The organism is Brucella pituitosa (genome assembly GCF_965577835.1).
In the GTDB taxonomy this organism is placed as follows: Bacteria; Pseudomonadota; Alphaproteobacteria; order Rhizobiales; family Rhizobiaceae; genus Brucella; species Brucella pituitosa.
The window spans coordinates 635468-659698 of record NZ_OZ264093.1; the positions used below are offsets into that span (position 1 = coordinate 635468).

The window sequence follows — 24231 nt, forward strand, 5'->3', positions numbered from 1 at the left end:
GCTGGCCAAAAGGAAACAAAGCGCTTAGCTCATGACGAAAATTGGGTATATACTGTCATTCAATAAACAAAATGAAACAAAAATCACCTTCATTAGCTGACTACCATAAGTAGTAAACCACAACGAATTTATACATTGATCTACAAACCATATACTGTAAAATATTATTTATAAATAGAAACTACACGTCTACACGATTGCTTATAGAGCAATCAAAGAATTGGCTATAATACCCGTATTTGCTTCGTATAAACCCAAGACGGCCAAAGCATTCAATACTGGCTGCGATAAGTGTTTTCTGAAGTGGCCAACGGCGTAAAGCGCTGCTTGCGTCCTGTTTTGAAAACCCAGTTTCCTAAGGATTGAGCGGACGTGAACGCGGACCGTACTGTCACTGATTTCCAGTTTACGCGCTATGATCTTGTTACCAGAGCCTTCACAAATACAGGCAAGAACGCGGTTCTCCTGTTCGGTAAGAACCGAACCTGAACCGCTTATTTCGCTCGACGTATCATCCGCCTCTGTTTTCATAACCACAAGTTCCGATGGAGCCACCAGCAAGCCACAACGGACAATACTTGCAGCCATTCCAACTTCTTCAACAGTCGAACTATTTGGAAGCAGCCCTCCAACAAAGCCAATAACTTCCCGAAAATTACTCAACGACTGCGACCCGCGCATCAGTATAATTGTTCTGGAAAGATCCCCTTTTAATGACAATTTCTTCAAAGATTGAATCAATGCCTCTGGATTGACGGCATCAACTATAAGAACCGTTTCGCTCCAATTGTCATCAATTTCGACTGAATCAACACTTAATTTACAGATTACACTTTTGAAATTTAATCGCAGAGAATTTTCCAAACTAGAGCAAAGCAATGAGCTATCACTGACAATATAGGCGATATTGTTACCCATCACAAACGCTCCCCACACACGAGTTCTTTATACTGATTATTCCGTATTCGTAGCATTTTTCTTCGTTGGAATTATCTGCTGGATTTCCGTGTCGTCAGAATTTCAGACGGAATTCTAATTGGCAAGTTATCAATAATACCTCTTTCGGGTAAGTTTCGGCGCAGTCATTTTACTACTTTGCCAGTCAAAAGGTTCAGCCCAGAGAGTAGCTCCTAAATTTGAAGGTACTTTCTTACCTAATTTTGAGGTAAGAACAGCACGATGGGCAAGCAGGGGGCGGACGGGATTCCGGTGGCGGAATTCTGCCGCCGTGCCGGGATCAGCCAAGCGACCTACTTCAACTGGAAAAAGAATTATGACGGCTGCTGCCGACGGAGATGAAGCGGCTGAAGCAGTTTGAGGACGAGAACGGCAAGCTCAGGAAGCTGGTCGCCGACCTGTCGCTGGACAAGGAGATGCTGCAGGACGTGATCCGCCGAAAACTGTGAGGCCTGATCGCAAACGCGAGCTGGTGGCGCAGACGTGTGGTGAGTCGAACGTGTCGATCCGGCGAGCCTGCCGGGTTTTGGAGTTCGACACATCGACCTATCACTACAAGTCCCGTCGCCGCGATCAGGCCGGCATCGAAGCTCGGATCAAAGACATCTGTGCAACGCGGGTTCGGTATGGCTACCGGCGCGTGCACGTGATGCTCACGCGCGAGGGCTGGGACATCAACATGAAGCGGACCTATCGGATTTACAGGGACTTAGAACTTCAACTTAGGAACAAGACACCGAAAAGGCGCGTGAAGCCGACGACTTACTTCTCCTCGTAGACGTGTTACGGTCAATTAAGAAAATGGTTGAAATGCTGGTGAAACTCAACGCATGGGATTTCCGAGGTCTTCAGTAGCCCGCTTCTTTCTGGTGTCGGAACGCGAGCACATAAACCGCATTCTCAGCTGTTTCATGACGGTAGAGCGCTATATACCCAGAGTCCCCAAAAGGGATCACCAACTCTCGCAGTTCCGGTGCATCGGGGAAAGGTCGCCCGATATCGGGAGCATTATCGAGATGAAGCAAGTGACGTTGAATCGCATTACCAGCACGCTGTGTAGCTTCTTGTGATTTGGCAATCAGAAATCGGCGGCAGCGTTCCAAGCCTTGTGCGGCGCCTTCGGTTATAACTACTCGTGGCACTCTGGCACCGATGTTTCGTCATTTGTGCCCCAGTTATTGAGCCAGTTATAGACTTCTGTGCCGGTAAGATGGCGACCGGTCTCTTTAAAGGATGCCCAGGAAGCAATGGCTTCTTGTTTAAAACTCTCGCGGGCTTCTTCGCGCTTAACGTATTGCTCAATGGCTTCGAGCATGATCCAATGCGCCGACCGACGGCGTTGGCTGGCAAGCTGTTGCACGCGCCCTTTAAGAGCGTCGTCGATTTTGAGGGAGGTGGCCATAATGGCTCCTTATCACTTGGTATTACCTCGTAATAATATAGCGCGTTATCATGCGTGTGTCCACTTTACGTGTAGGACTGCCTGCATGCCAACTGATCCGTACCGCCAAAACGGCTATACTTTTGGGTGTTGTTCTGGATCGGTTTTGATCGGTAACTATCAAGCATCGAAACGAGCAACCGGTTCCTATGATAGTAGTCAGAAAAACGAAAAATTACCCAGAGTTTCTCTGACCCCATTAGTGCCAAATAGTGTAATAAAATAAAATAATTACGTGGTACCCTTCCGTTTTTCTTTCGAGGCTCTAGGGCCTAATCTCTAAGCATAGATCGAAGCAGCGTTGGTGCACGGATGGCATTTGCGGTTTAAAGATTTTACAGAATTAGGCTTTAGCAGCCTTGCTTTTCGTCTGTGGGATCGGGCTCATGCCTTTCAAACATCGTACTGCTCCCCGTCATCGGATACCGCCGCAAAAGTTCAGGGTTGAGAACTGGCCTGAGTACGAAGCTGGTTTGCGCCAGCGTGGCAGCATTACCTTCTGGATCAGTGAAGCTGCGATTGCGGGCTGGTTGGCTCCGCGGCGGACAACACCAGATGGCCAGTCGCGCTATTCTGATCTGGCGATTGAAACATCTTTGATGTGTGGCATCGTCTTCCATCAACCTTTGCGTCAGACAGAAGGCTTGATGACTTCACTGTTTCAGTTGATGGGCCTTGATCTCCCAGTCCCTGACCACACGACACTGAGCAGGCGCTGTTCCAGCTTGTCACTTTCGAAGGCTTTGGTTCGTCACAAGACAGCAGCACCTGATGAACCCATTCATGTTATTGTCGATAGCACGGGGTTGAAGATCTATGGCGCAGGCCAGTGGCTTGAGGACAAGCATGGTGGTAAATCTCCCAGAAAATGGCGCAAACTGCACCTTGCTGTGGATGCTGACACGGGTGAAATTATCGCTGAAGTGCTGACAGATCAAAGCAGCAGTGACATCAGCCAGCTTACAGCTTTGCTTGAACAGATTGTCCAGCCCATCACCAGCTTCACTGCTGATGGGGCCTATGACAGTGATGAAACGTATAGATCCCTTCGCCATCACAGTCCGGGTGTCAGCATTATCGTTCCACCACGCGCACGGCAGCTCCCAGCAGACATTTATGGCCCACCGGATCAGCGTGACTGGCATAACCATAAAATTGCAGATCATGGCCGGATGAAGTGGCAGGCCATGATCAATTATGGCAGACGTTCCAACGTGGAAACGACAATGGGCCGGTATAAATCCGTCAATGGGAACTGTCTTCGCTCACGCAAGTTTGCCAATCAGCAAACCGAAATCAAACTCGGATGCCGCATTCTTAATCGAATGCTGGCATCCACACGCCCGAATTCCATCCGCGTGAAAGCTGTGAGCCTGTAACCAAACATCAAAGAACGCAATCCGCCTTAATTGGCCTCCATGCAACAACGCCTAAACGGCCCATTCCACATTGGTGGTGAACGCAATCGTCAGCCAGCGATCAGGGCCTTCGCCTCCAAGCGCATCGCCGATTTCGTCACGTAAAGCATCCCATTCTTCGAGCTTTCTTGCGGGCTGATCGGGTGGCACGATAAAATAGAGTTCTATCTGCTTGCCACGCCCGACCTTGGCGACATAGGCACGATAGGACTTGAAGCCGTTGCGCTCCACGACGTGCTTTGCGACCTGATCCACATGCTGCTTGAGATCGATAGGTGTCACGAGCAACATGTCCGCTAGTGCCTGTTTGATCGTCCCAATCGGCATCGGAATGATGGCGATACAGACGAGGGCCAGCACAGCAGGGTCGATATACGGCGTTATCCAATGGAACTGAGTTCCCTGAATGGCGTAGCCTATCAGGAAGGCGATGAGCAGTGCTGCGGTAATACCACCTGACATGATCCAGGCTTTGGCATCCAGCGCAATGAAGTCGGATTTGAGCTTGCGGTTGGCACGGGTTTCAAGCCATACCATGCCGAGGCAGGCAACAAGAGCAACGACGGCATAGAAGATCGCGTAACCAAATTCGAGATCACGACCGCCATGCATCAGACTGCCGATGGCATTGATAAGCGCATATATTGCAACGCCGGTCAGCATGATACCGTTGAGGCCCAGAACCATAGGTTCAAGATGCCAGAAACCCATGGTGAAGCGATCACGCAATTTTCCGCTTGGAGGCTCTGGTAGTGCAGACAGTGCAATTAACCGGGCAACAACAAGTGCAAGCCCGCTCATGGCAGCATCTGCAAACATGTAAACACCGTCAAAGACAATAGAAAATGAACCAGACAAAAGGCCAAAGACGACGCCAAAGCCTGCAACAAAAATAGTAACTGCTATGGATATTTGAAGAATAGATTGTTCACTACGCAATTTTTACTCCGAATTGACACGCAGCACGCGGCAATAGATATTGGGAGGAGAAATGCGATTGCCGGACTGCGGCTGAAATCTATAGGAATCTTCTTGAAGAGGCAAATCGGCCTCGGGGTAACTTATTCAGAATGAGAGCCCCCCAGTGGTTTTCCGGGGGACTCTTTGGTGAAATTACTGCCACTGCTGATCCTTGACGAAGGTGTGATCGGTCTCACCCCTAAAGAAGTCACGCCCATAAATGAGCAGGCAGAGAACAACTCCTGTGGCAAAGGCCCAACCTGCACCACGCGTTGCAAGAACTGCACCTGTAACGCCAGCAATGCCGAGATCGCGCTGCGAACGGGCTTCCATCACGCCGATACGTACCGAAACATAACCTTGAATGAGCAATGTCAGGGTGAGTGCCACACCGAGGATCGGCTGCACGAGCGTCACGATTGGCATCAGGAACAGGCCCGTATTGGTGCCCCAGCGGAAAGATCCAGCGCCACCGAAGATCGAGTGCATCGACTTTTTGCCCTTGGAGAAGCGTTCGCAGATGACAACCTGCATCGCAGCCCATACGGGTCCGCACATGGTAACATCGGGGCCAAGTACCGACATGCCGGTGTTACGCATACCGAAAACAAGGTGAGCGCGATTGGCATTATAATCGATCTTTTCATCTGGACGATGAAGCTGTGCTTCTCCGAGGATCGACTTGGTTTTCAGTACGTCGCCAAAGAGAACGATATAGGTTGCGAGAACCGTTGGCAGAGCCGTCAGGAACATTGACAATGGCGGCAGGCCAAGACCAAAGACCGTGTATTCGCGCCAGAGTGTTGCGAAATCCGGCGACGAAATCGTCCACTGGAATTCAGGCCATTTGGCTTCGCCAAACAGTGGAGCGATGACAACGGCGAGCAGGATGCACGGCAGAATGCCGAGTTTTCCAACCAGGCCGAAAATGCCACCCTTGCGCGACAGGCGGGCGAATTGCGGTGAGAACATCAGATAGAAGCAAAGGCCGATAGAGATCGCGATGGTGAACGGGAAAATATCGAAGTTGCCGCCGATCTTGAAGACGGAAATAACTGCTGCAAAGCCCGCGCCGATAATAATGCCGGATTTAATCGCTTGTGGAATGGCGGCAATAACGCGATTGGCGATGCCTGTGGCACCGATCAATATTGATAATAGTCCCAGGGTCATCTGGAAGGAAACAAGCGCGTGGACGCGTTCCGGACCTTCGGGGAAGGTAGCGCAATAGGCCATGATGAGCGGGACGGCGGGTGTAATCCAGCCCGGAACGACAGGGTCACCAAGCAGATGATGGGTGAGGTAGAACAGGCCGTTGAGAACAACAACGGCTAGGGCCACTTCAAAGGGCATGCCCAGCAATTCAGCCATCAGCGGAATAGCGGCCAGATCGACCGCGCACATCAGAAGGCCCTGACAATAATCAGGCCACTCGAATTTATAATGAACGAAAGGCAGACGGATTTTGAACGGTCCGGCAGGCCAATATGGCTGCTCCTGACCGTCGATGCGTTCAGTGCTCAAGATTTTACTCCGAATAGACGAAACAGGGCTCCGGAAGAGCGGCTAATCAAGCCCACTCGTCCGGGATGCTGTTTTAAAAGAGGGTGTGTGCTCAGAATGCTTCGCGATAAAGCGCCAGCGCGTCAGCTTCGGTCACATCGACAGGGTTGTTACCCAGAAGACGTGTCTGAAGCATTGCATATCGTGCCAATATTTCGAGGCTTTCTTCGGTGACATCAACGTCGCGCAGACGGCGCGGTGCGCCAGAGCGGTTCATCAGGTCTTCCATATAATCAACGAAAGCAGCCGAACGTTCCTCTGTCGTGCCGTCCGATTTGCCAAGAAGCAGGTCGGCAAGTTCTGCGTAAAGCTCAGCAGCACCCGCCATGTTGAAGCGTAGGACCGGTCCGAGCATCAATGCGTTGGAAAGGCCATGCGGCACATGATAATGGCCGCCAAGCGGATAGGCCAGGGCATGAACCGCGCCAACCGGCGAGTTCGAGAAGGCCTGACCGGCATAGTTTGCGCCAAGCAGCATGGCTTCTCGGGCGTGACGGTCTTTGCCGTTTTCGCAAGCTGCAACCAGATTGGCCGACAAGAGCTTCAGTGCTTCGCGCGCAAAAGCGTCGGAAAGCGGGTTCTTCTTGATACGGCTGGTATAGGCTTCAATCGCGTGAACCATGGCGTCAATGCCGGTGGCAGCCGTGTGAAGCGCTGGCAGGCCGCAGGTCAGTTCTGCATCCAGAATGACGAAATCTGCATAAAGCTGGCGGGAGACGACACCCATTTTGGTGGTTTCGCCGGTGGTCAGGATCGTGATGTTGGTCACTTCTGATCCGGTGCCAGCAGTGGTCGGGATCTGGATCAACGGCAGGCGCGTGCCCTGCACTTTGCCAATACCATAAAGCTCAGACAGTTCCTGCTCGGAGACGATAAGCACCGCAGCAAGCTTTGCAATATCCATTGAAGAGCCGCCGCCAAGGCCCAGCACGATATCGCTGCCAGCGGCCTTGGCCTGATCGACACATTCGAACAGAACTGATTCCGGCGGATCAGCAACAACTGCATCGAAAATGCTGATGCTGAAGCCTGCTTTTTCCAGCGAAGCGAGCGCTTCTTTGAGAACGCCAGCCTTGTGCAGGCCCTTGTCGGTTACGATGAGGATTTTGCGTTCTGAGAAACGTTCGCCCAGAACTTCGCCGAGACGCTTTGCAGCCCCCCACTCGACAAGCATTGAGCCGACCGTGTCGAACGAAAATGGCTTGATACCTATAGTCATTGTTTCCACCCTTATTCAAATTTCCCCAGAGCCGAGGTCTCTCATTCCTCGCCGGCACAGAGGCGCTGGGTTTCAAGCGGTCCGGCTTTCGCGTAGAGGAAAGCCGGACCGACAGTTTTCCGATGCAGCCGGTGCATCGGTCGTCTGAAGAGATGCTTGGGAGGATCTCTTCTTAATTGTTCAATATATTGAACAATGTTCAGGATTTAATAAAGCGATACAGGAAATGAAGCGCGGCTGTCAATTTATCCCTTCGACGAACACCAGGGATTTTAATCAATTCAATTGATATCCGGGAGATGTCGTTCAGTAGGGCATTGATTTCGTTAAGCTCTTTGTCTGTCATCTCACACGGCTTTGTGAAGGCCTGGTATGCCCACGAGCAAATTCTCGGTACTGGACGGCTTGACGAAGTGAATTGTAAGCTCGGAAACATGACCATTCATGCGAGCAAGGGAGGGCTTCATGGAAGTTACGATCATCACAGGCGCATCCGATGGCATAGGTGCCGAAACCGCGCGCCAGATAAGCATGTGTGACGGGAACAAGGCAGCGCTGGTTCTGGCGGCGCGTAACGTCGAAAAGTTGCAAGCGCTTGCTGCAGAAATAGAGCAGTCAGGCAGTAAAGTTCTGGTTGTTCCGACCGATGTTACGGATCGCAATGCCTGTATTGGCCTCATTGAAAAAACGGCTTCTTCTTTTGGTCGGATTGATACGCTGATCGTTAATGCGGGCATGTCGGCCCATGCCAATTTTTCCGAGATCAAACCGGAAGACTTGAAATGGATGCATGATCTGATGGAGCTCAACTATTGGGGCAGCGTCTGGCCGATCCATGCAGCACTCCCGCATCTGGCCAAAACCAAAGGCCGCATCGTGGCAGTTTCATCTGTTGCCGGACTGATTGGCGTGCCGGGACGTACAGCCTATAGCGGCACCAAATTTGCGCTTTCAGGGTTTTGTGAGGCGCTGCGTTCCGAGCTTGATCCAAGCGGTATTTCGGTGACGATTGTTTATCCGGGCGTCGTCAAAACCGACATTCGCAAGGTTGGCTATGGAGCCAGTGGGGGCGCTCTCGGGGTGAGTGGCGTTCGCGAAGACGATATGATGTCTGTTCAGCGGGCCGTCGAGCTGATGCTGGATGGAATCACCAACCGCAAACGCGAAGTGTTGATGACGCGTCAGATGCGTTTGGGGCGCTGGTTGAAACTATTGGCACCACATCTGGTGGATCGCATGGCATTGAAGGCCGTAAAGCCCGACTTTCGACCCAGGCCTATCACGCCTGTGGAATAGTCGGCTACATATCCCTGCTATTCACAGGCTGCCCGGGGTAAAAGCCAGATTAAATTTTTTTGAACCGTCTATCCATTGACGACTTTTTAACTTCAGATACTATATCTTGTGTTCAAGGTTCTTACGATTCGTGAGGATCAAAAGCGAAGATGGGAATACGGTGCGTGGTATCCATGATGGATGCTGTTAAGCCGTAGCTGCCCCCGCAACTGTAAGCGGCGAGCTTTATGTCCATATGCCACTGGCTAAAACCGGGAAGGCGGGCAAAAAGCATTAAACCGTGAGCCAGGAGACCTGCCTTGAACGAGAACGTCCACGGGCGGGGTGTCCGGTTGGCGCGCGATAAGTTGTGGCATTGTTCTGCCATGTCTTTTGGTGCCCCGTATATCCCTCTCATAAGCTTCGGGGTGACAAGCATGTCGAGTAATTCAAGACCAAACAGTTCCGGTCCGCCCGGTACGGGCTAGTTTGAAGGCTTCGCGCTCTTAAAGCTCGTTGTGCCTCTCAGTTTTCGTTGCTTTTCACGCGCATTTCGTCATGCGCGAACGCTTTTTTGCGCCTTCTTTCGTGTGAGGCGCAGTGGATCAAAACGTCTGTCTATATGCATTCTCCAACGCCAAATGCTTCTGCGACGGTGCTGGAAATGCTCCATCCCCAGTGAGGAAAAAATGAACGTTACCGTCTATAGCAAGCCCGCCTGCGTCCAGTGCACCGCAACCACCCGCGCGCTCGACCGTCAGGGCATTGAATATGATGTCATCGACATTTCCGCCAATGCCGATGCATATGATCTCGTTCAGGGCCTCGGATACCGTCAGGTGCCGGTTGTTGTTGCCGGTGAATCCCATTGGGCCGGTTTCCGTCCGGATATGATCAGCTCGCTGGCGTAACGCCGGTCTGCTGCCGGGGTTTGTTATGGGCCAGATCGTTTATTTTTCCAGCCGTTCGGAAAACACGCATCGCTTTGTGATGCGTCTTGGCATGCGTTCAAAGCGCATTCCGCTGGAAAGCTATGAAGATAATACTGGCCTGTTACGGGTCAACGAGCCTTTTGTGCTCGTAACGCCAACCTACGGCGGCGGGGGTGCGAAAGGCGCTGTTCCCAAGCCGGTCATCCGCTTTCTCAATGATGCGGATAACCGATCCCTCATTCGCGGTGTTATCGCCGCCGGGAACAGCAATTTCGGCGAAGGCTTTGGCCTTGCAGGCAAAATAATTTCGGAAAAATGTCAGGTTCCCTACCTCTATCGTTTTGAGCTTCTGGGAACGGATGAAGACATTGTCAATGTTAAAGACGGGATGGAACGATTTTGGACACGGCAGACACAACCCTGACCCGTGAGCGCGAGACGGTCGCCGCTTCGGAAAAGCACGAGTCATCGCCAGCATCGGGCAGCAAGCCGCAGAAGCTGACGGAAACGTCGCTGGATTATCACGCGCTCAATGCGATGCTGAACCTCTATGATGACGAGGGGAAGATTCAGCTGCATCGCGATCGCCAGGCGGCGCAGCAATATTTCCTGCAGCACGTCAACCAGAACACGGTGTTCTTCCACAATCTGCGTGAGAAGCTCGATTATCTGGTCGATGAAGGCTATTACGAACAGGAAGTGCTGGATCAGTATTCCTTCAATTTCGTGCGCGATCTTTTCGATCATGCCTATGACAAGAAATTTCGCTTCCCGACCTTCCTCGGTGCGTTCAAATATTACACCAGCTATACGCTGAAAACCTTCGACGGTAAGCGCTATCTTGAGCGCTATGAAGATCGCGTCTGCATGGTGGCGTTGGCGCTTGCGCGTGGCAACGAGCAGCACGCACGCGAAATGGTCGATGAGATCATTTCAGGTCGTTATCAGCCGGCAACGCCGACCTTCCTCAATGCAGGAAAAAAGCAGCGTGGCGAACTGGTCTCGTGCTTCCTGTTGCGTGTTGAAGACAACATGGAATCGATTGGTCGCTCGATTAATTCGGCACTCCAGCTTTCAAAGCGCGGCGGCGGTGTGGCGCTCAGCCTGACCAATATTCGTGAATCCGGTGCGCCGATCAAGCAGATCCAGAACCAGTCTTCCGGCATCATTCCGGTGATGAAGCTTCTGGAAGATTCATTCTCCTACGCTAACCAGCTTGGTGCGCGTCAGGGCGCGGGCGCGGTTTATTTGCACGCCCATCACCCCGACATCATGCGATTCCTCGATACAAAGCGCGAAAATGCAGACGAAAAAATCCGCATCAAGACGCTGTCGCTTGGCGTTGTGATCCCGGACATCACGTTTGAACTCGCCAAAAACGACGAGGACATGTACCTCTTCTCGCCTTATGACGTCGAGCGCGTCTATGGCGTGCCGATGACCGAGATTTCGATCACTGAAAAATATCGCGAAATGGTGGATGACGGTCGTATCCGCAAGAAGAAGATCAATGCGCGTGACTTCTTCCAGGTGCTGGCAGAAATCCAGTTTGAGTCCGGCTATCCTTACATCATGTTTGAAGACACGGTGAACCGTGCCAATCCGATTGATGGCCGCATCACCATGAGCAATCTCTGCTCGGAAATTCTTCAGGTGAGCGAAGCCAGCATCTTCAATGATGATCTGTCTTATGAGCATCTCGGCAAGGATATTTCCTGCAATCTCGGGTCGCTCAATATAGCGGCAGCCATGGATAGCCCGGATTTCGGCAAGACGATTGAGACCTCAATCCGTGCGCTGACGGCTGTTGCCGATATGAGCCATATCGGCTCGGTGCCTTCGATTGCCCGTGGCAATGACGAAAGCCATGCCATCGGCCTCGGCCAGATGAACCTGCACGGCTATCTCGCTCGCGAACGTATCTTCTATGGTTCGGAAGAGGGCGTCGATTTCACTAATGTCTACTTCTACACCGTTGCCTATCACGCGGTGCGCGCCTCCAATCGTATTGCGGTCGAACAGGGCAGCTCGTTCAAGGGCTTTGAGAAATCGAAATATGCGACAGGTGAATATTTCGACAAATATACCGATCAGGTCTGGGAGCCTGCGACTGAGAAGGTTCGCGAGATTTTCGAGAATGCCGGTATTGCAATCCCGACGCAGGAAGACTGGCAGGAACTGAAAAAGTCCGTCATGGAAGGCGGACTTTATAATCAGAACCTGCAGGCTGTGCCGCCAACAGGCTCGATCTCCTACATCAACCATTCGACCTCTTCGATCCATCCGATTGTTTCCAAGATCGAAATCCGTAAAGAGGGCAAGATTGGCCGCGTTTATTACCCGGCTGCTTTCATGACGAATGATAATCTCGAATATTATCAGGATGCCTATGAGATTGGCCCGGAAAAGATTATCGACACCTATGCAGCGGCAACGCAGCATGTCGATCAGGGTCTGTCGCTGACGCTTTTCTTCCGTGATACCGCCACCACGCGCGATATCAACAAGGCGCAGATTTACGCCTGGAAGAAGGGCATCAAGACGATTTATTACATCCGCCTGCGCCAGATGGCGCTCGAAGGTACGCAGGTTGAAGGCTGCGTCTCTTGCGCTCTTTGATCAGGATCGAAACCGATGAACATGCAGTTTAAAAACAATAATGCGAAAAAGCCGGCGGTTGTGCGGGCCATCAACTGGAACCGCATCGAAGACGACAAAGACCTTGAAGTCTGGAACCGTCTGACGGGCAATTTCTGGCTGCCGGAAAAAGTGCCACTGTCCAACGATATTCAGTCTTGGGAAACGCTGAAAGCTGAAGAAAAGCAGCTCACCATCCGCGTGTTCACAGGCCTGACGCTTCTGGATACCATCCAGAACGCGGTTGGCGCGGTAACCCTTATGGAAGATGCATCGACCCCGCATGAAGAAGCGGTTCTCTCGAACATTTCCTTCATGGAAGCGGTTCATGCGCGTTCTTATTCGTCGATCTTCTCGACGCTGTGCTTGACGCCTGATGTGGACGATGCCTATCGCTGGTCGGAAGAAAACGAATTCCTGCAAAGGAAGTCGCAGCTGATCCTCGACAATTATAACGCTGAAGATCCGCTCAAGAAGAAAATCGCCAGCGTGTTTCTGGAAAGCTTCCTCTTCTATTCGGGCTTCTATCTGCCAATGTATTGGTCAAGCCGTGCCAAGCTCACCAACACGGCCGACCTCATCCGCCTGATCATCCGCGATGAAGCCGTTCATGGCTATTATATCGGCTATAAGTATCAGCGTGCGCTTGAGAAGCTTGATGAAGTCAAGAAGCAGGAAATCAAGGATTTTGCTTTCGATCTGCTGCTGGAGCTATACGACAATGAAGTGCGCTACACTGAAGCGCTTTATGATGGCGTTGGTCTGACCGAGGATGTGAAAAAGTTCCTGCATTATAATGCCAACAAGGCGCTGATGAACCTTGGTTACGAAGCCCTGTTCCCGGCAGAGGCTTGCAAGGTCAACCCTGCAATCCTCTCGGCTCTTTCGCCGAATGCCGATGAGAACCATGACTTCTTCTCAGGCTCCGGCTCTTCTTATGTGATTGGGAAGGCTGTTGCGACGGAAGACGATGACTGGGATTTTTGATTAAAAAAAGCGCGCTGTGAGAACAACGCGCTTTTTGTTTCGTTCTTATGGCTGGTTCAGCTCTTTGGGCTCAGATCGATCGAGAACCATTTTTCAGACATTTTCGAAAGTGTCCCATCTGCCTGCATCTCGCCAAGTGCCTTATTGAGCTTGGCTTTGAGTTCCGGCTCATCCTTGCGCAGACCAATACAAACATTCGTCGCCTGAATGCCGCCGACCAGAAGCGGGCCGGTGATCTTGAGCGCGCCATTGCTTTTCTCTGCACGATCCCGCGCAAAGACGACATTGTCATATTGACCGTCGAGGCGACCGGATTGCAGATCGAGTTTGACCTGCTCGGAGCCTTTGTAAGAACGGATCTGAGCGGCAGCGCCAAAATTCTGCTCAACAAATTGCAACTGGCTGGTTGAAAGCGATGCACCGAGCGTCATGCCTTTTACGGCTTCCTTGATATCGGCGATGGCTTTTTTGCCCTCTTCGGTATCGGTATTGAGGCTCTCTCCGGTATGCGGAAGATTGGCCAGCGGACCTTCAGCGGGCACGAGGAATGTATTGGGCGTGATCACATAAGGATCGGAGAAGTCGATAACCTTACGGCGCTCTGGATTAGGGCCCATTGTCAGGACCACATCGAATTTGCCAGCAAGAAGCGATGGGATCTGACCATCCCAGTCCTGCGCAACAATATTGCATTCCAGCTCGGCGCGCTTGCAGACTTCCTTGATGACATCAAGATCAAGCCCCTGAAGTTCACCGCCGGGCGTGGTCAGATTGAAGGGCGGAAAAGCACCTTCAACGCCAACAGTTACGGATTTCCATTCCTTGGCGAGAACGCTGCCGCTGTAAAGAACGGACAAAGTGCAAAGGCTGATAGCTGCTATTTTCTTGATCATAGTTCCCTCGTTCCTGGAGTGGTTCCCGCTAAGGTTGGAACCGCGTCTCACTATTTGTTTTTACGCATCATCCCACGCAAAACCGCTCCGCAGTTTTGGCTCAAATGCTTAATCGATATTGGGATGCGTTCTTCTTCTGAGAACCATTTTTCGCACCCATCTCATCTATGATGTGTGGACCCGCTGTCGGGGGATGAAAAGCAGAATAGTGTTCACATATATGAATTTAATTCTGATTTTATGAGCAGACTGATGTTGCAAGGCAATGCAGAAACACCCGGCCCGAATCCCGAACCAGGTGCAATGTTGTGATAAGAAAAATATAATCTTATCAGCCGTTTAACGTTGCATAACGCGCAATGTCCGCATGAGTTGCGAACCAGATATCCTTGTGTTGACGAATGTGGCCAATTAGCTCTTTGAGTATCCAGATGCGGGAGCGGTGACCGATAATGTCAGGGTGCATGGTCAGCTGGAAAACTCCGCCTTCTTCATAGGCCGCATCAAACTCGCGGACGAAGATCTGCAGAATATCGTGTGGCGCAATTTGTGGGCGCAGACCACCCCAACGATCCATCACCAGATAAGCGGCATCGTCGCGAATCCATTCGACAGGCAGCTCGGTTACGCCGCAGGGTTCGCCGTTCAGCAGAAGCTCGTAGCAGTCGACATCGGCCATAAGGGATGAGTCATAAATCAGGCCCATCTCGGCTGTGATTTGCAGCGTGTTGTCGCTGAAGTCCCATGAGGGTGTCCGGATGCCGACAGGCCGCACGCCGGTAATCTTTTCCAACGCATCGGCGGAACGATGCTGAAGATCGCGCTCGGTATCGCCATCAAGCAGAGTATTGCGCTCATGAATCCAGCCGTGAAGAGCAATCTCATGTCCTTCACCTATCAGGGCGCGCTGTTCTTCGGGATAATGGATCGCCGAAACTGCTGGCACAAAGAATGTAGCGGGGATGCTGTTGTTACGCAGCAATTCACGAATGCGCGGAATGCCTTGTCTTGGTCCGAACTGGCCTTGCGAAAGGGCCGAAATAGAGCGGCCGCCGTCCCGCAATTCAAACGTATCATGGTCGGAATCAAACGACAGACCAACCGCACATTTGGCACCTTCCGGCCAGGCAGATGGCTTCAGGCTGCGTCCGGCGCGCGCACGGTTCATGATCGTTTGCAGCCGTTCTTCCGGCCATGTCCATGTTGGAACGGGTGTTTCGGTTGTCATGTTGTTGGCCCTCCACTGACCGACAAGGTCTGGCCGGTGATCCAGCTCGCGTAAGGGGACGCGAGGAACAGCACGGCATTCGAGATATCTTCCGGCAATCCGATCCGGCGCAGTGGAATTTCGTTGAGCATGGCGGCTTGGCCGTCTTCTCCATAGGACGCCCACTGACGCTCATAATCTGGGCTCGTGCGCAGAAAGCCCGGTGCCACAGCATTCACATTGATGCCGAATGGGCCGAGCTCATGACCAAGCTGACGGGCGAGGCTGATGAGCGCTGACTTGGCGCTGGCATAGGCCTGAATTCCGGTGAGGCTTACGCCCAGACCGGCGCCGCTGGAAATGAAGACCATTTTGCCTGTACCACGGCTTTTCATGGCCGGAACGATGGCGCGCGCAACGAGAAATGCACCGCGCACATTGATGTCGTAGATGCGATCCCAGTCTGCTGCTGGCACCTCTTCAAGTGGGCGCTTTTTCTGACCCAGAACACCACCAGCCACGTGGACGAATACATCGAAACCGCCTTCGGTCTCGGCTTCTGTGGCCAGTTCCGCAATTGCTGTCTCATCCGTTACATCGAGATGAATCGCGTGGATCGACCCGCCGCGTGCAGGATGCGCTTCGCTCACAAGGCTTGCCAGTTCATCGTCAAGAACATCTGTTGCCGTCACATGTGCGCCATCGGCAGCAAATGCTTCGCATATTGCACGGCCAATTCCCCTTGCGGCCCCGGTGACCAGGACTCTTTTTTCTTTGAAATGAATATCCATTTTACTGCTTGTCTGTTGTGGATGGTTTGTGTCCGAGGCGCGCGCTCAATTCGGCGGCATGTTTGACCACCGCGTCGATCATGCGCTGACGGCAGGCGGTAAAGCGCGATGAAATCGTCGCCATATTGAGTGTTGCGATAACTTCGCCGCTTGAATCAAAGACTGGTGCTGCGACACCTGAGCCGCCGATGACTGCCTCTTCGTCGCAAACCGCGTAACCGTTTTCGCGAGCCGCATCGATGATACGGCGGATTTGCACGCGATCGATCACGGTCTTGTCGGTCAAAGGGATGATGCGCTCTTTTGCTAGATAGCTTGCCGTCTTCTCCGGTTGCCAGTGCGCGAGGAGAATACGTCCCATCGCCGTACAATAAGCAGGGTCTGAGCCAGTGAGATCGGAATCAAAACGCACAACCTGATGACTGGCGCTTTTTGCCAGAAGCTTGACCCGGCCATCCTTGCGGCGCGTGCCGAGAAACACGGTTTCCCCTTCACTGTCGCGCATGGCATCCATAATCGGCTGAGCGGTGGCAATCAGATAGGCGTCACTACCGCTGCACCAGCCAGGGCCGTTCCTGAAAGTCTCGTGGATTTTATAGGATTCTGTGTCGTCGCGAACGACATAGGCACGGGCTACCAATGTGGCGAGCAGATTGAAGGTGCTGCTCTTGGGATAACCCAGCTCCGCAACGATTGCCTTCAGCGTCACCGGTTTATGGGCGCGGGCAAGGAACTCGAGGATTTCGAGAACCCGAACTGCGGATTTCACTTCGCCGTTATTTTCAGTGTTCATATATGTGAACCAAATTCCTATTGTGGAATAATGTGACAGACATACCATCACATGGCAACACAAAAGGAGCACGTTTTGAAATGAATACAGAAAACAAGGTTGCCATCGTCACGGGGGGCGCGCGTGGCATCGGAAAGGCTTGTGCTCTTGACCTGGCGCGTGCCGGTTATCACGTCACACTGGTCGATTTGCTGGAAGCGGAACTGGCGGATACGGCTGCCGAAATCGAAAGCCTTGGTGTGCGTGCGCTGCGATGTGTTGCGGATGTCTCAAGTCATAAGCGGGCAGGCGAAGTTGTCGCCGAAACTGTAGATGCGTTCGGTCGCGTCGATTTCCTTCTCAACAATGCCGGGCGTTCCGCACCTGTCGGCATTCTTGATATTTCGGAAGACGAGTTCGATCGGGCTATCGCGATCAATCTGAAAAGCTGCTTCAACTATATTCAGCATACTGCACCACATATGCTGAAACAGGGCGGTGGCCGAATTGTTTCGATGTCGTCGCTCAATGCCTATTCGGGTGGTGTGACGGCTGCAGTCAGCAAGTTCGCTTATGCGGCAGCAAAGGCCGGTATCCTTGGTATGACTCGTTCCCTTGCCAAGGAGTTGGGACCAAACATTGCAGTGAATGCCATTTGCCCTGGCGTCATTCGTACCGAGATCGATACGAATGTAACCGAACGTGCGGATGAAGTTATCAGGGGTATTGCGTTGGGACGACTTGGTTGTGCCGACGATGTTGCTCGTCTGGTGACTTTTCTGGCGACCTCCGAGCCTTGTTTCATCACGGGACAAGCATTCACGGTTGATGGCTTCCAATTCAATGTTTGAACTTTTGCGCGCGAGACAGGGATGAAGCTGAGCTCGAAAGCGCTCACCCACCCATCGGAGGCTGTGCCGGTTCTCGCCGGGGCGGCCTCTGGTTGGGACCTGGCAGAAATCTGTCTGCGAGAGGTTTCCTGTCGGGATCTGCATAAATGCTTATCAATCCGGCAACTCCTGCTGGCCATAATGTCGATTTTGATGGGGCTTTTGAGCAATTTCACTTATATCGGTTGCCACAAGTTTAGAGTACCTCTAGGTACAGCTCGGGAGGAGCGCTCTCTTCTGTGGCAGCAGTCAGATCGGATTGTTTCAGCCATAAAAGCCGATAAAAGCGGAAGCCAGAATGAGGGGCTTCTCTATTGTCCTTGATCTGCTTCTTCCGTCCAAAATGTTAAAACCTGAGCCGAGAGCGTGAACCTCAAGTTGAAGAACCACCACGACATCTGGGATATTGTCGACGCGAAAAGCGCCGCCTATTTCGAACTGAGCGATACGGTTTGGGACAACCCGGAAACGAACTACGAAGAGTACAAGTCCAGCGACGCTCATGCAGCCATGTTGCAGGCGGAAGGTTTCCGTGTAGAGCGCGGCATTGCTGGTCTGCCGACCGCTGTGATGGGTGAGGCGGGCGACGAGGGTCCGGTCATCGCCATTCTGGGTGAGTTCGATGCGCTTCCGGGGTTGAGCCAGATTGCCGGTGTTGCTGAGGAACAGGCGATTGAAGCGGGCGGTAATGGCCACGGCTGCGGTCACAATCTGCTTGGTTCAGGCTCCTTGCTGGCAGCAAGTGCGGTTAAGGATTACCTTGCTGCCAATGGTATCAAGGGCCGTGTACGTTATTATGGCTGTCCTGCTGAAGAAGGCGGGTCGGCCAAGGGCTTTATGGTACGCGAAGGTCTGTTCGACGACGTCGATATTGCGTTCTGCTGGCATCCGGCGCCTTTTGCGGGCGTAAACGATCCGGTTTCACTGGCCTGCAACGAAATCAATTTCAACTTCACGGGTCGCGCCGCCCACGCAGCTTCCGCTCCGCATCTGGGACGCAGTGCGCTCGATGCAGTTGAGTTGATGAATGTTGGCGTCAACTATATGCGCGAGCATATGCCGTCTTCGGCGCGCATTCATTATGCTGTCACTGATACAGGTGGTTTTGCCCCTAATGTCGTGCAGGCCAAAGCCAGCGTGCGCTATCTGATCCGCGCGCTCGATTTGCCGCAAATGCAGGTTCTGTTGGAGCGCGTTAAGAAGATCGCCGAAGGTGCAGCTCTGATGACCGAAACTTCGGTCAAGAGTGACATCGTCAGCGGCGACGCCAATCTTATTGGCAATCCAACGCTGGAACAGCTGATGCAGCGCGAGCTCGATCGCCTTGGTCCGCCGGTTTTTGATGAGCAGGACTGCAAAACTGCACAACAGTTTCAGGCAACTTTATCAAAAGAAGATATTTCCGATGCGTTCCGCCGTTTTGGTGTTGAACCAAAGGCAGAACTTGCGCTTTGCGAAGGCGTCTATGCGCCTTATAAGGGCGATAACTCACTCGTCGGCTCGACGGATGTGGGAAGTGTAAGCTGGGTTGTTCCGACCGTGCAGATGCGTGGTGCAACCTGTGCAATTGGTACGCCGCTTCATTCATGGCAAATGGTGGCGCAGGGCAAATTGCCTGCGGCGCACAAAGGCATGGCACATGCGGCAAAGATTATGGGAAGTACGGCTATCGAACTGTTCCTCAATCCCGAACAGATCGTTGAAGCCAAAAAAGATCATGAGAAGAAGCTCGACGGCGCCGTTTTTGTGAATCCTATTCCCGATAATGTTCAACCTGCCTTACCTGTTTCTGATAAGTGAAGCCGAGCCTAATAGAAATACCCGGAAAACAATATGACGTTCATTTCCTTATGCCCCACAAGGCCTGACGCATCATGAAGGCGTTTCTCGATATCTTAAGCTTCGGGCCTGACGGCTGGGGCCATGTGCTGATGATGGCCGCACTGGTGAGTGTGTCGCTCGCCGTTCTCGGCTTTCTTCTTGGTGCAATCATCGGTGTTTTTGCGGCTTGGGCGAAGATTTCCGGCGGTCTTGCACTGCGCGGCATTGCCGACGGTTACACGACAATCATCCGTGGCATTCCGGATCTACTGGTCATTTATCTGTTCTATTTCGGTGGCAGTGCTGCTGTGACCGCGATTGGCCGCATGTTCGGCGCACAGGGTTTTGTTGGTTTTCCGGCATTTCTAGCGGGTGTGCTGGCAATCGGTATTTCTTGCGGCGCACATCACACGGAAGTTTTCCGTGGTGCATTCCGGGCGGTTTCCAAGGGCGAGCTTGAAGCAGCTTCGGCTTGCGGTATGGGACAGGCGCTCAAGTTCCGCCGGATCATTGCTCCCCTGGCGCTGCGTCACGCTCTGCCGGGCCTTGGCAATGTCTGGCAGGTTGCACTGAAGGAATCCGCGCTGATCTCCGTTGTCGGCGTCGTGGATATTCTGCGTCAGGCTCAGATTGGTGCCGGCTCGACCGGTCTGCCGTTCAATTTCTATCTCATTGCCGGTGCGTTGTATCTGCTGATTTCATCGGTCTCAGGCACCATCCTGCAAAGAGCTGAACGCCACTTCTCGCGTGGCGTCAGGAGGGCAAAATGAACCTCGAATTTTATTCTGAAGCTTTCATGCAGATGCTGAGTGGCGTGCCACTCACGTTGCAGCTCGCTGCAAGTTCGATCGTATTTGGCGCTATTCTGGCACTGCTTTTTGCCATGATGCGTTTGTCGGGTGTCGCTGTTCTCGACTGGATCGCCCGGCTCTATGTATTCGTGTTTCGCGGTACGCCGCTTCTGGTTCAGATCTTCATCATCTATTACGGTCTCAGCCAGTTCCCGGCCATCCGCTATTCGTTCCTGTGGCCGATCCTGCGTGAACCTTACTGGTGTGCGATCATTGCGCTGACTTTGAATAACGCGGCTTACGCCAGCGAAATTATTCGTGGTGGTCTTCTGTCCGTGCCAAGCGGTCAGATCGAAGCAGCAAAAGCCTGCGGCATGTCGCGTTTTACCTGCTTCCGCCGTATCGTCATGCCACTGGCAATCCGTCAGGCACTGCCCGGCTATGGCAATGAAATGATCTCCATGGTCAAGGCAACCTCGCTGGCCTCCATCATTACGCTGATGGAAGTGACCGGTATCGCTGCCAAGCTGATTGCGGAAACCTATCGTGCGATTGAGGTATTCGTCATTGCGGGTGCCATCTATCTCGCCATCAACTTCGTTCTGACGCGCGCACTGATGTTCGCGGAATACAAACTGACGCCATATCTGCGCCAGCCCGTCGTCAAGATCACCACCGAAGGAAAAACATCGTGAGTAAAGTCGTCTCTCCCAATGCCCCGGTGGCACTCAAAGTTGAAAATCTGCGCAAGAGCTTCGGCGCCAATGAGGTGCTCAAGGGTATTTCACTTGAAGCACACGAAGGCGAAGTGATCTCGATCCTCGGCTCTTCCGGTTCCGGCAAGTCAACTTTCCTGCGTTGCATCAATCTGCTGGAAACTCCAACCTCGGGTACTGTAACCGTTTCCGGCGAGACCATTCGCATGGCGAAGAACTCGAAGGGCGAAGCCTATCCGACCGATAAGAAGCAAGTTTCGCGCATTCGATCTGAGCTTGGCATGGTGTTCCAGAGCTTCAATCTCTGGTCACATAAGACCATTCTCGAAAACATCATCGAAGCGCCGATTTATGTTCAGGGCCGTTCGCGCGCTGAATGTGTGGAAGAAGCAGAAGCACTTCTGGCCAAGGTTGGTATCGCTGACAAGCGCGATTTCTATCCGGCACATCTTTCCGGTGGTCAGCAGCAGCGTGCAGCCATCGCGCGTGCGCTCGCCATGAAGCCGAAAGTCATGCTCTTTGATGAACCGACATCGGCGCTCGACCCGGAACTGGTTGGCGAAGTATTGCGCGTTATGCGTGGCCTTGCTGAAGAAGGCCGCACCATGCTGGTCGTAACCCATGAAATAGGGTTTGCCCGTGACGTGTCCAATCGTGTGGTGTTTGTGCATCAGGGATTGGTCGAAGAAGACGGCGCGCCTGAAGAAGTATTCGGAAATTCGAAATCCGAGCGTTTCCGCAAGTTTATCAGCCATGAAAATGCAGCCTGATTATTTTAAACAACGCTGATTTGTGCCAAAAGGCGCGTCAGCAAATAACTGCGTAAGGTTAAGTCAAATGAAGACCCAAATGAAAACTGTGGGATTGTTCAAAGCCCTGTTCGTTTCTGCGCTGGTTCTCACGACCGCTTCTGCACATGCAGAAGAAAAGAAGTGGACCAAGATCACGATCGCTACAGAAGGCGCTTTCCGTCCGTATAATTTCACCAAGCCGGATGGCACGCTGGATGGTTACGAAGTCGATCTCTACAAGGATCTCTGCGCGCGCATGAAGGTTGAGTGCACGCTCGTTGCGCAGCCTTTCGACGGCATCATTCCAGCGCTCAATGCTGGCAAGTTCGATGCTATCATGGCTGGTCTGACGGCTACGCCAAAGCGTGAAGAAACGATTGACTTCACCGTTTCCTATGGCCTGACGCCACAGACCTTTGCAACGCTGAAGGATAGCCCGTTCGCCAAGCTGCCGCACACTGGCGAAACGCTTTATCTCGCAAAGGATGAAGCAGCGAGCCAGAAGGCAATTGACGACGTTGCTGCTGAAATCAAGGGTCGCACCGTTGGCGTTCAGACAGCTTCGCTCGGCCTTTCGCTCCTCGACAAGTATTTCAAGGATTCAACCGATATCCGCGAATACAAGACCACCGATCAGCATGATCTTGACCTCAAGTCGGGCCGCGTCGATCTGGTCGTTGCTTCGCTGGCTTATCTGACGGATGCAGCCAAGAAGCCAGGCAATGAAGACATCGTCATGACCGGTCCTTACTTCAAGGGCGGCATCCTTGGCCGTGGTGTTGCCGTTGGTATCCGCAAGAATGAACCTGAACTTCAGAAAATGTTCAACGAAGCCATTGAAGCTGCCAAGGCTGACGGTACGATCAAGAAGCTTTCTGAAAAGTGGTTTGGCTTTGACGTAACGCCATAATCGGGACAGTTTTAGAGCATGATTCCGAAAAGTGGGAACCGGTTTTCGGATAAAATCATGCTCAAGCAAAAGTTTAGAGCGGGATAACGATTCAACTTAAAAACATCACGCTCTAGTCCAATTGAAACGCCGCCCAATGGGCGGCGTTTTTTATGGCGGATAGCTTATGCCGATGCCAAGCTTTTAAATTGATTTTATGTGTTATCCAACGCACAACCATTCATAGGGTTCTGTATGCCTCTGGATGTTGAGTGGAGAAAGAAGCTGCCGCGTTGACCGATGATATTGCCCATACCGAGCTGATCGCTGTTTTGACCGCTGTCACAGGGGAACAGCCACGCGTCATGACCGTGCGTCAGGGGCAGGCCTTGCCGTCTGGTCCGTTCGAGACGGAGCACCGTTCGTTGCAGGCTGGGCTGCGAGCCTGGGTGCAGACCGAAACAGCACATCCCGTCGGTTATCTCGAGCAGCTCTATACATTTGCCGATCGCGACCGTCACAGGCAGGGTGAACGCACGATTTCAATCAGCTATCTCGGCCTCGTGCGCGAGGATGATGCCGCGGGTCAACAGGCCAGCTGGCGCGGCTGGTATGACTATCTGCCATGGGAAGACCATCGGCAGGGTGTGCCGGACATTGTTGGCCATTTGAGCAATGGTCTGCGGGTCTGGTCGCATCAGGCGGCATCCGCAGAATTGACCGCGCAGCGCTTGCGGCGCATTGCCTTCTCGTTTGGACTGAATGGCGAGCGCTGGAATGAAGATCTCGTGCTTCAGCGCTACGAACTGCTCTATGAAGCCGGTCTGGTGAGCGAGGCCGGAAAGGGCGATGAAGAAAACGGCCGCCATATGTTTGCCGATCATCGCCGAATTCTTGCGACAGCCATCGCGCGGTTGCGGGCCAAGATCAAATATCGCCCCGTTGTTTTTGAATTGATGCCCGACAGTTTTACGCTTTTGCAGTTGCAGCGCACCGTTGAGGCGTTGGCCGGATTGCGGCTGCATAAGCAGAATTTCCGCCGTCTGATCGAACAGCAGGATCTCGTTGAAGAAACCGGCGAAAGCGACAGCGAAACCGGCGGTCGTCCGGCAAAACTGTTCCGTTTCCGCTACTCGATTGTCGAGGAACGTGCGCTTTCGGAGCGTCACCTCGCCGGAACAAAGCTCCCGATCTCTCGCGATTGACAATATACTCGAATCGAGTATAACTTCAAACCTATGAAATACTCATAATGAGTATAATAGGACGTTCCGCTATAGC

General features: G+C 52.6%; 23 protein-coding genes, 1 pseudogene and 1 riboswitch. Of the genes and pseudogenes, 14 read left to right on the top strand and 10 right to left on the bottom strand.

The genetic code is table 11. The features are described from left to right. Positions 1-201: 201 nt before the first annotated feature. Complete coding sequence (locus ACSME1_RS14170; RefSeq protein WP_024898690.1) at positions 202-918, bottom strand: helix-turn-helix transcriptional regulator; 717 nt, start codon at positions 916-918, stop codon at positions 202-204. Between the two features lie 261 nt (positions 919-1179). On the opposite strand from ACSME1_RS14170, the pseudogene ACSME1_RS14175 reads away from it, so the two are divergent. Further along, positions 1180-1711, top strand: a pseudogene (locus ACSME1_RS14175) (transposase); the annotation flags it as partial. Between the two features lie 94 nt (positions 1712-1805). Here the strand turns inward: ACSME1_RS14175 and ACSME1_RS14180 are convergent. Further along, positions 1806-2099 carry a type II toxin-antitoxin system RelE/ParE family toxin gene (locus ACSME1_RS14180; RefSeq protein ID WP_084486845.1) on the bottom strand — a complete coding sequence of 98 codons (294 nt, stop codon included), beginning with the start codon at positions 2097-2099 and terminating at the stop codon, positions 1806-1808. Continuing rightward, entirely contained in the window at positions 2087-2359 is a 273-nt protein-coding gene (locus tag ACSME1_RS14185; RefSeq protein WP_024898661.1) for a CopG family ribbon-helix-helix protein, read from the bottom strand. The genes ACSME1_RS14180 and ACSME1_RS14185 overlap by 13 nt, the downstream gene beginning before the upstream one ends. 425 nt (positions 2360-2784) lie before the next feature. On the opposite strand from ACSME1_RS14185, the gene ACSME1_RS14190 reads away from it, so the two are divergent. Next, on the top strand, positions 2785-3777 hold the full coding sequence (locus ACSME1_RS14190) for an IS5 family transposase (protein ID WP_024898621.1): 993 nt from the start codon (positions 2785-2787) through the stop codon (positions 3775-3777). A 51-nt stretch (positions 3778-3828) separates the two neighbouring features. Here the strand turns inward: ACSME1_RS14190 and ACSME1_RS14195 are convergent, their stop codons facing one another. The 3 genes from ACSME1_RS14195 to ACSME1_RS14205 all read right to left on the bottom strand — a co-directional run bounded on the left by ACSME1_RS14195 (position 3829) and on the right by ACSME1_RS14205 (position 7558). Further along, entirely contained in the window at positions 3829-4755 is a 927-nt protein-coding gene (locus ACSME1_RS14195) for a cation diffusion facilitator family transporter (protein WP_024897579.1), read from the bottom strand. A 174-nt stretch (positions 4756-4929) separates the two neighbouring features. Next, entirely contained in the window at positions 4930-6300 is a 1371-nt protein-coding gene (locus tag ACSME1_RS14200; RefSeq protein WP_435655413.1) for a hypothetical protein, read from the bottom strand. A 91-nt stretch (positions 6301-6391) separates the two neighbouring features. Beyond that, positions 6392-7558, bottom strand: coding sequence for an iron-containing alcohol dehydrogenase (locus ACSME1_RS14205; protein ID WP_024897581.1), 1167 nt, complete (start codon positions 7556-7558; stop codon positions 6392-6394). A gap of 465 nt (positions 7559-8023) precedes the next feature. Between ACSME1_RS14205 and ACSME1_RS14210 the strand changes: the two genes are divergently transcribed. The 5 genes from ACSME1_RS14210 to nrdF all read left to right on the top strand — a co-directional run bounded on the left by ACSME1_RS14210 (position 8024) and on the right by nrdF (position 13389). After that, positions 8024-8854: an SDR family oxidoreductase gene (locus tag ACSME1_RS14210; protein WP_024897582.1), complete on the top strand. Its 831-nt coding sequence runs from the start codon at positions 8024-8026 to the stop codon at positions 8852-8854. Between the two features lie 98 nt (positions 8855-8952). Then, positions 8953-9170, top strand: a riboswitch (cobalamin riboswitch). Between the two features lie 352 nt (positions 9171-9522). Beyond that, positions 9523-9744, top strand: coding sequence for a glutaredoxin-like protein NrdH (gene nrdH, locus ACSME1_RS14215; RefSeq protein ID WP_024897583.1), 222 nt, complete (start codon positions 9523-9525; stop codon positions 9742-9744). Positions 9745-9769: 25 nt separating this feature from the next. Next, positions 9770-10189 carry a class Ib ribonucleoside-diphosphate reductase assembly flavoprotein NrdI gene (gene nrdI / locus ACSME1_RS14220; protein ID WP_024897584.1) on the top strand — a complete coding sequence of 140 codons (420 nt, stop codon included), beginning with the start codon at positions 9770-9772 and terminating at the stop codon, positions 10187-10189. Positions 10190-10263: 74 nt separating this feature from the next. After that, on the top strand, positions 10264-12384 hold the full coding sequence (nrdE, locus tag ACSME1_RS14225) for a class 1b ribonucleoside-diphosphate reductase subunit alpha (protein ID WP_280113791.1): 2121 nt from the start codon (positions 10264-10266) through the stop codon (positions 12382-12384). 15 nt (positions 12385-12399) lie between these two features. Next, a complete protein-coding gene (gene nrdF / locus ACSME1_RS14230) occupies positions 12400-13389 on the top strand; it encodes a class 1b ribonucleoside-diphosphate reductase subunit beta (RefSeq protein WP_024897586.1) in 990 nt (329 codons plus the stop codon). Positions 13390-13445: 56 nt separating this feature from the next. Here the strand turns inward: nrdF and ACSME1_RS14235 are convergent, their stop codons facing one another. The 4 genes from ACSME1_RS14235 to ACSME1_RS14250 all read right to left on the bottom strand — a co-directional run bounded on the left by ACSME1_RS14235 (position 13446) and on the right by ACSME1_RS14250 (position 17073). After that, the gene (locus ACSME1_RS14235) at positions 13446-14282 is read right to left on the bottom strand and encodes a transporter substrate-binding domain-containing protein (RefSeq protein ID WP_024897587.1); all 837 of its coding nucleotides are present in this window, start codon (positions 14280-14282) and stop codon (positions 13446-13448) included. A 331-nt stretch (positions 14283-14613) separates the two neighbouring features. Beyond that, on the bottom strand, positions 14614-15510 hold the full coding sequence (locus ACSME1_RS14240; protein WP_024897588.1) for a polysaccharide deacetylase family protein: 897 nt from the start codon (positions 15508-15510) through the stop codon (positions 14614-14616). Then, the gene (locus tag ACSME1_RS14245) at positions 15507-16280 is read right to left on the bottom strand and encodes an SDR family NAD(P)-dependent oxidoreductase (RefSeq protein ID WP_435655414.1); all 774 of its coding nucleotides are present in this window, start codon (positions 16278-16280) and stop codon (positions 15507-15509) included. The genes ACSME1_RS14240 and ACSME1_RS14245 overlap by 4 nt, the downstream gene beginning before the upstream one ends. Before the next feature lies 1 nt (position 16281). Continuing rightward, positions 16282-17073, bottom strand: coding sequence for an IclR family transcriptional regulator (locus ACSME1_RS14250; protein ID WP_024897590.1), 792 nt, complete (start codon positions 17071-17073; stop codon positions 16282-16284). An 80-nt stretch (positions 17074-17153) separates the two neighbouring features. Between ACSME1_RS14250 and ACSME1_RS14255 the strand changes: the two genes are divergently transcribed. The 7 genes from ACSME1_RS14255 (at position 17154) to ACSME1_RS14285 (ending at position 24155) form a co-directional block, all read left to right on the top strand. Then, positions 17154-17903 (top strand): SDR family NAD(P)-dependent oxidoreductase, encoded by a 750-nt coding sequence (locus ACSME1_RS14255; protein ID WP_024897591.1) that lies wholly within the window; start codon positions 17154-17156, stop codon positions 17901-17903. Between the two features lie 405 nt (positions 17904-18308). After that, the gene (locus ACSME1_RS14260) at positions 18309-19742 is read left to right on the top strand and encodes a M20 family metallopeptidase (RefSeq protein ID WP_084486802.1); all 1434 of its coding nucleotides are present in this window, start codon (positions 18309-18311) and stop codon (positions 19740-19742) included. A gap of 74 nt (positions 19743-19816) precedes the next feature. After that, complete coding sequence (locus ACSME1_RS14265) at positions 19817-20533, top strand: ABC transporter permease (RefSeq protein WP_024897594.1); 717 nt, start codon at positions 19817-19819, stop codon at positions 20531-20533. Next, complete coding sequence (locus ACSME1_RS14270) at positions 20530-21249, top strand: ABC transporter permease (RefSeq protein ID WP_024897595.1); 720 nt, start codon at positions 20530-20532, stop codon at positions 21247-21249. The genes ACSME1_RS14265 and ACSME1_RS14270 overlap by 4 nt, the downstream gene beginning before the upstream one ends. After that, positions 21246-22040 carry an ABC transporter ATP-binding protein gene (locus tag ACSME1_RS14275; protein WP_435655415.1) on the top strand — a complete coding sequence of 265 codons (795 nt, stop codon included), beginning with the start codon at positions 21246-21248 and terminating at the stop codon, positions 22038-22040. The genes ACSME1_RS14270 and ACSME1_RS14275 overlap by 4 nt, the downstream gene beginning before the upstream one ends. 79 nt (positions 22041-22119) lie before the next feature. Continuing rightward, a complete protein-coding gene (locus ACSME1_RS14280) occupies positions 22120-22971 on the top strand; it encodes a transporter substrate-binding domain-containing protein (protein WP_024897597.1) in 852 nt (283 codons plus the stop codon). A gap of 272 nt (positions 22972-23243) precedes the next feature. Further along, positions 23244-24155: an NUDIX hydrolase gene (locus tag ACSME1_RS14285; RefSeq protein WP_024897598.1), complete on the top strand. Its 912-nt coding sequence runs from the start codon at positions 23244-23246 to the stop codon at positions 24153-24155. Positions 24156-24231 lie beyond the last annotated feature (76 nt).

Coding starts and splice junctions, on each gene's coding strand:
- ACSME1_RS14170 (WP_024898690.1), bottom strand. CDS start 918: ATGGGTAACAATATCGCCTATATTGTCAGTGATAGCTCATTGCTTTGC.
- ACSME1_RS14185 (WP_024898661.1), bottom strand. CDS start 2,359: ATGGCCACCTCCCTCAAAATCGACGACGCTCTTAAAGGGCGCGTGCAA.
- ACSME1_RS14190 (WP_024898621.1), top strand. CDS start 2,785: ATGCCTTTCAAACATCGTACTGCTCCCCGTCATCGGATACCGCCGCAA.
- ACSME1_RS14205 (WP_024897581.1), bottom strand. CDS start 7,558: ATGACTATAGGTATCAAGCCATTTTCGTTCGACACGGTCGGCTCAATG.
- ACSME1_RS14210 (WP_024897582.1), top strand. CDS start 8,024: ATGGAAGTTACGATCATCACAGGCGCATCCGATGGCATAGGTGCCGAA.
- nrdH (WP_024897583.1), top strand. CDS start 9,523: ATGAACGTTACCGTCTATAGCAAGCCCGCCTGCGTCCAGTGCACCGCA.
- nrdI (WP_024897584.1), top strand. CDS start 9,770: ATGGGCCAGATCGTTTATTTTTCCAGCCGTTCGGAAAACACGCATCGC.
- nrdF (WP_024897586.1), top strand. CDS start 12,400: ATGAACATGCAGTTTAAAAACAATAATGCGAAAAAGCCGGCGGTTGTG.
- ACSME1_RS14235 (WP_024897587.1), bottom strand. CDS start 14,282: ATGATCAAGAAAATAGCAGCTATCAGCCTTTGCACTTTGTCCGTTCTT.
- ACSME1_RS14240 (WP_024897588.1), bottom strand. CDS start 15,510: ATGACAACCGAAACACCCGTTCCAACATGGACATGGCCGGAAGAACGG.
- ACSME1_RS14245 (WP_435655414.1), bottom strand. CDS start 16,280: ATGGATATTCATTTCAAAGAAAAAAGAGTCCTGGTCACCGGGGCCGCA.
- ACSME1_RS14250 (WP_024897590.1), bottom strand. CDS start 17,073: ATGAACACTGAAAATAACGGCGAAGTGAAATCCGCAGTTCGGGTTCTC.
- ACSME1_RS14255 (WP_024897591.1), top strand. CDS start 17,154: ATGAATACAGAAAACAAGGTTGCCATCGTCACGGGGGGCGCGCGTGGC.
- ACSME1_RS14265 (WP_024897594.1), top strand. CDS start 19,817: ATGAAGGCGTTTCTCGATATCTTAAGCTTCGGGCCTGACGGCTGGGGC.
- ACSME1_RS14270 (WP_024897595.1), top strand. CDS start 20,530: ATGAACCTCGAATTTTATTCTGAAGCTTTCATGCAGATGCTGAGTGGC.
- ACSME1_RS14280 (WP_024897597.1), top strand. CDS start 22,120: ATGAAAACTGTGGGATTGTTCAAAGCCCTGTTCGTTTCTGCGCTGGTT.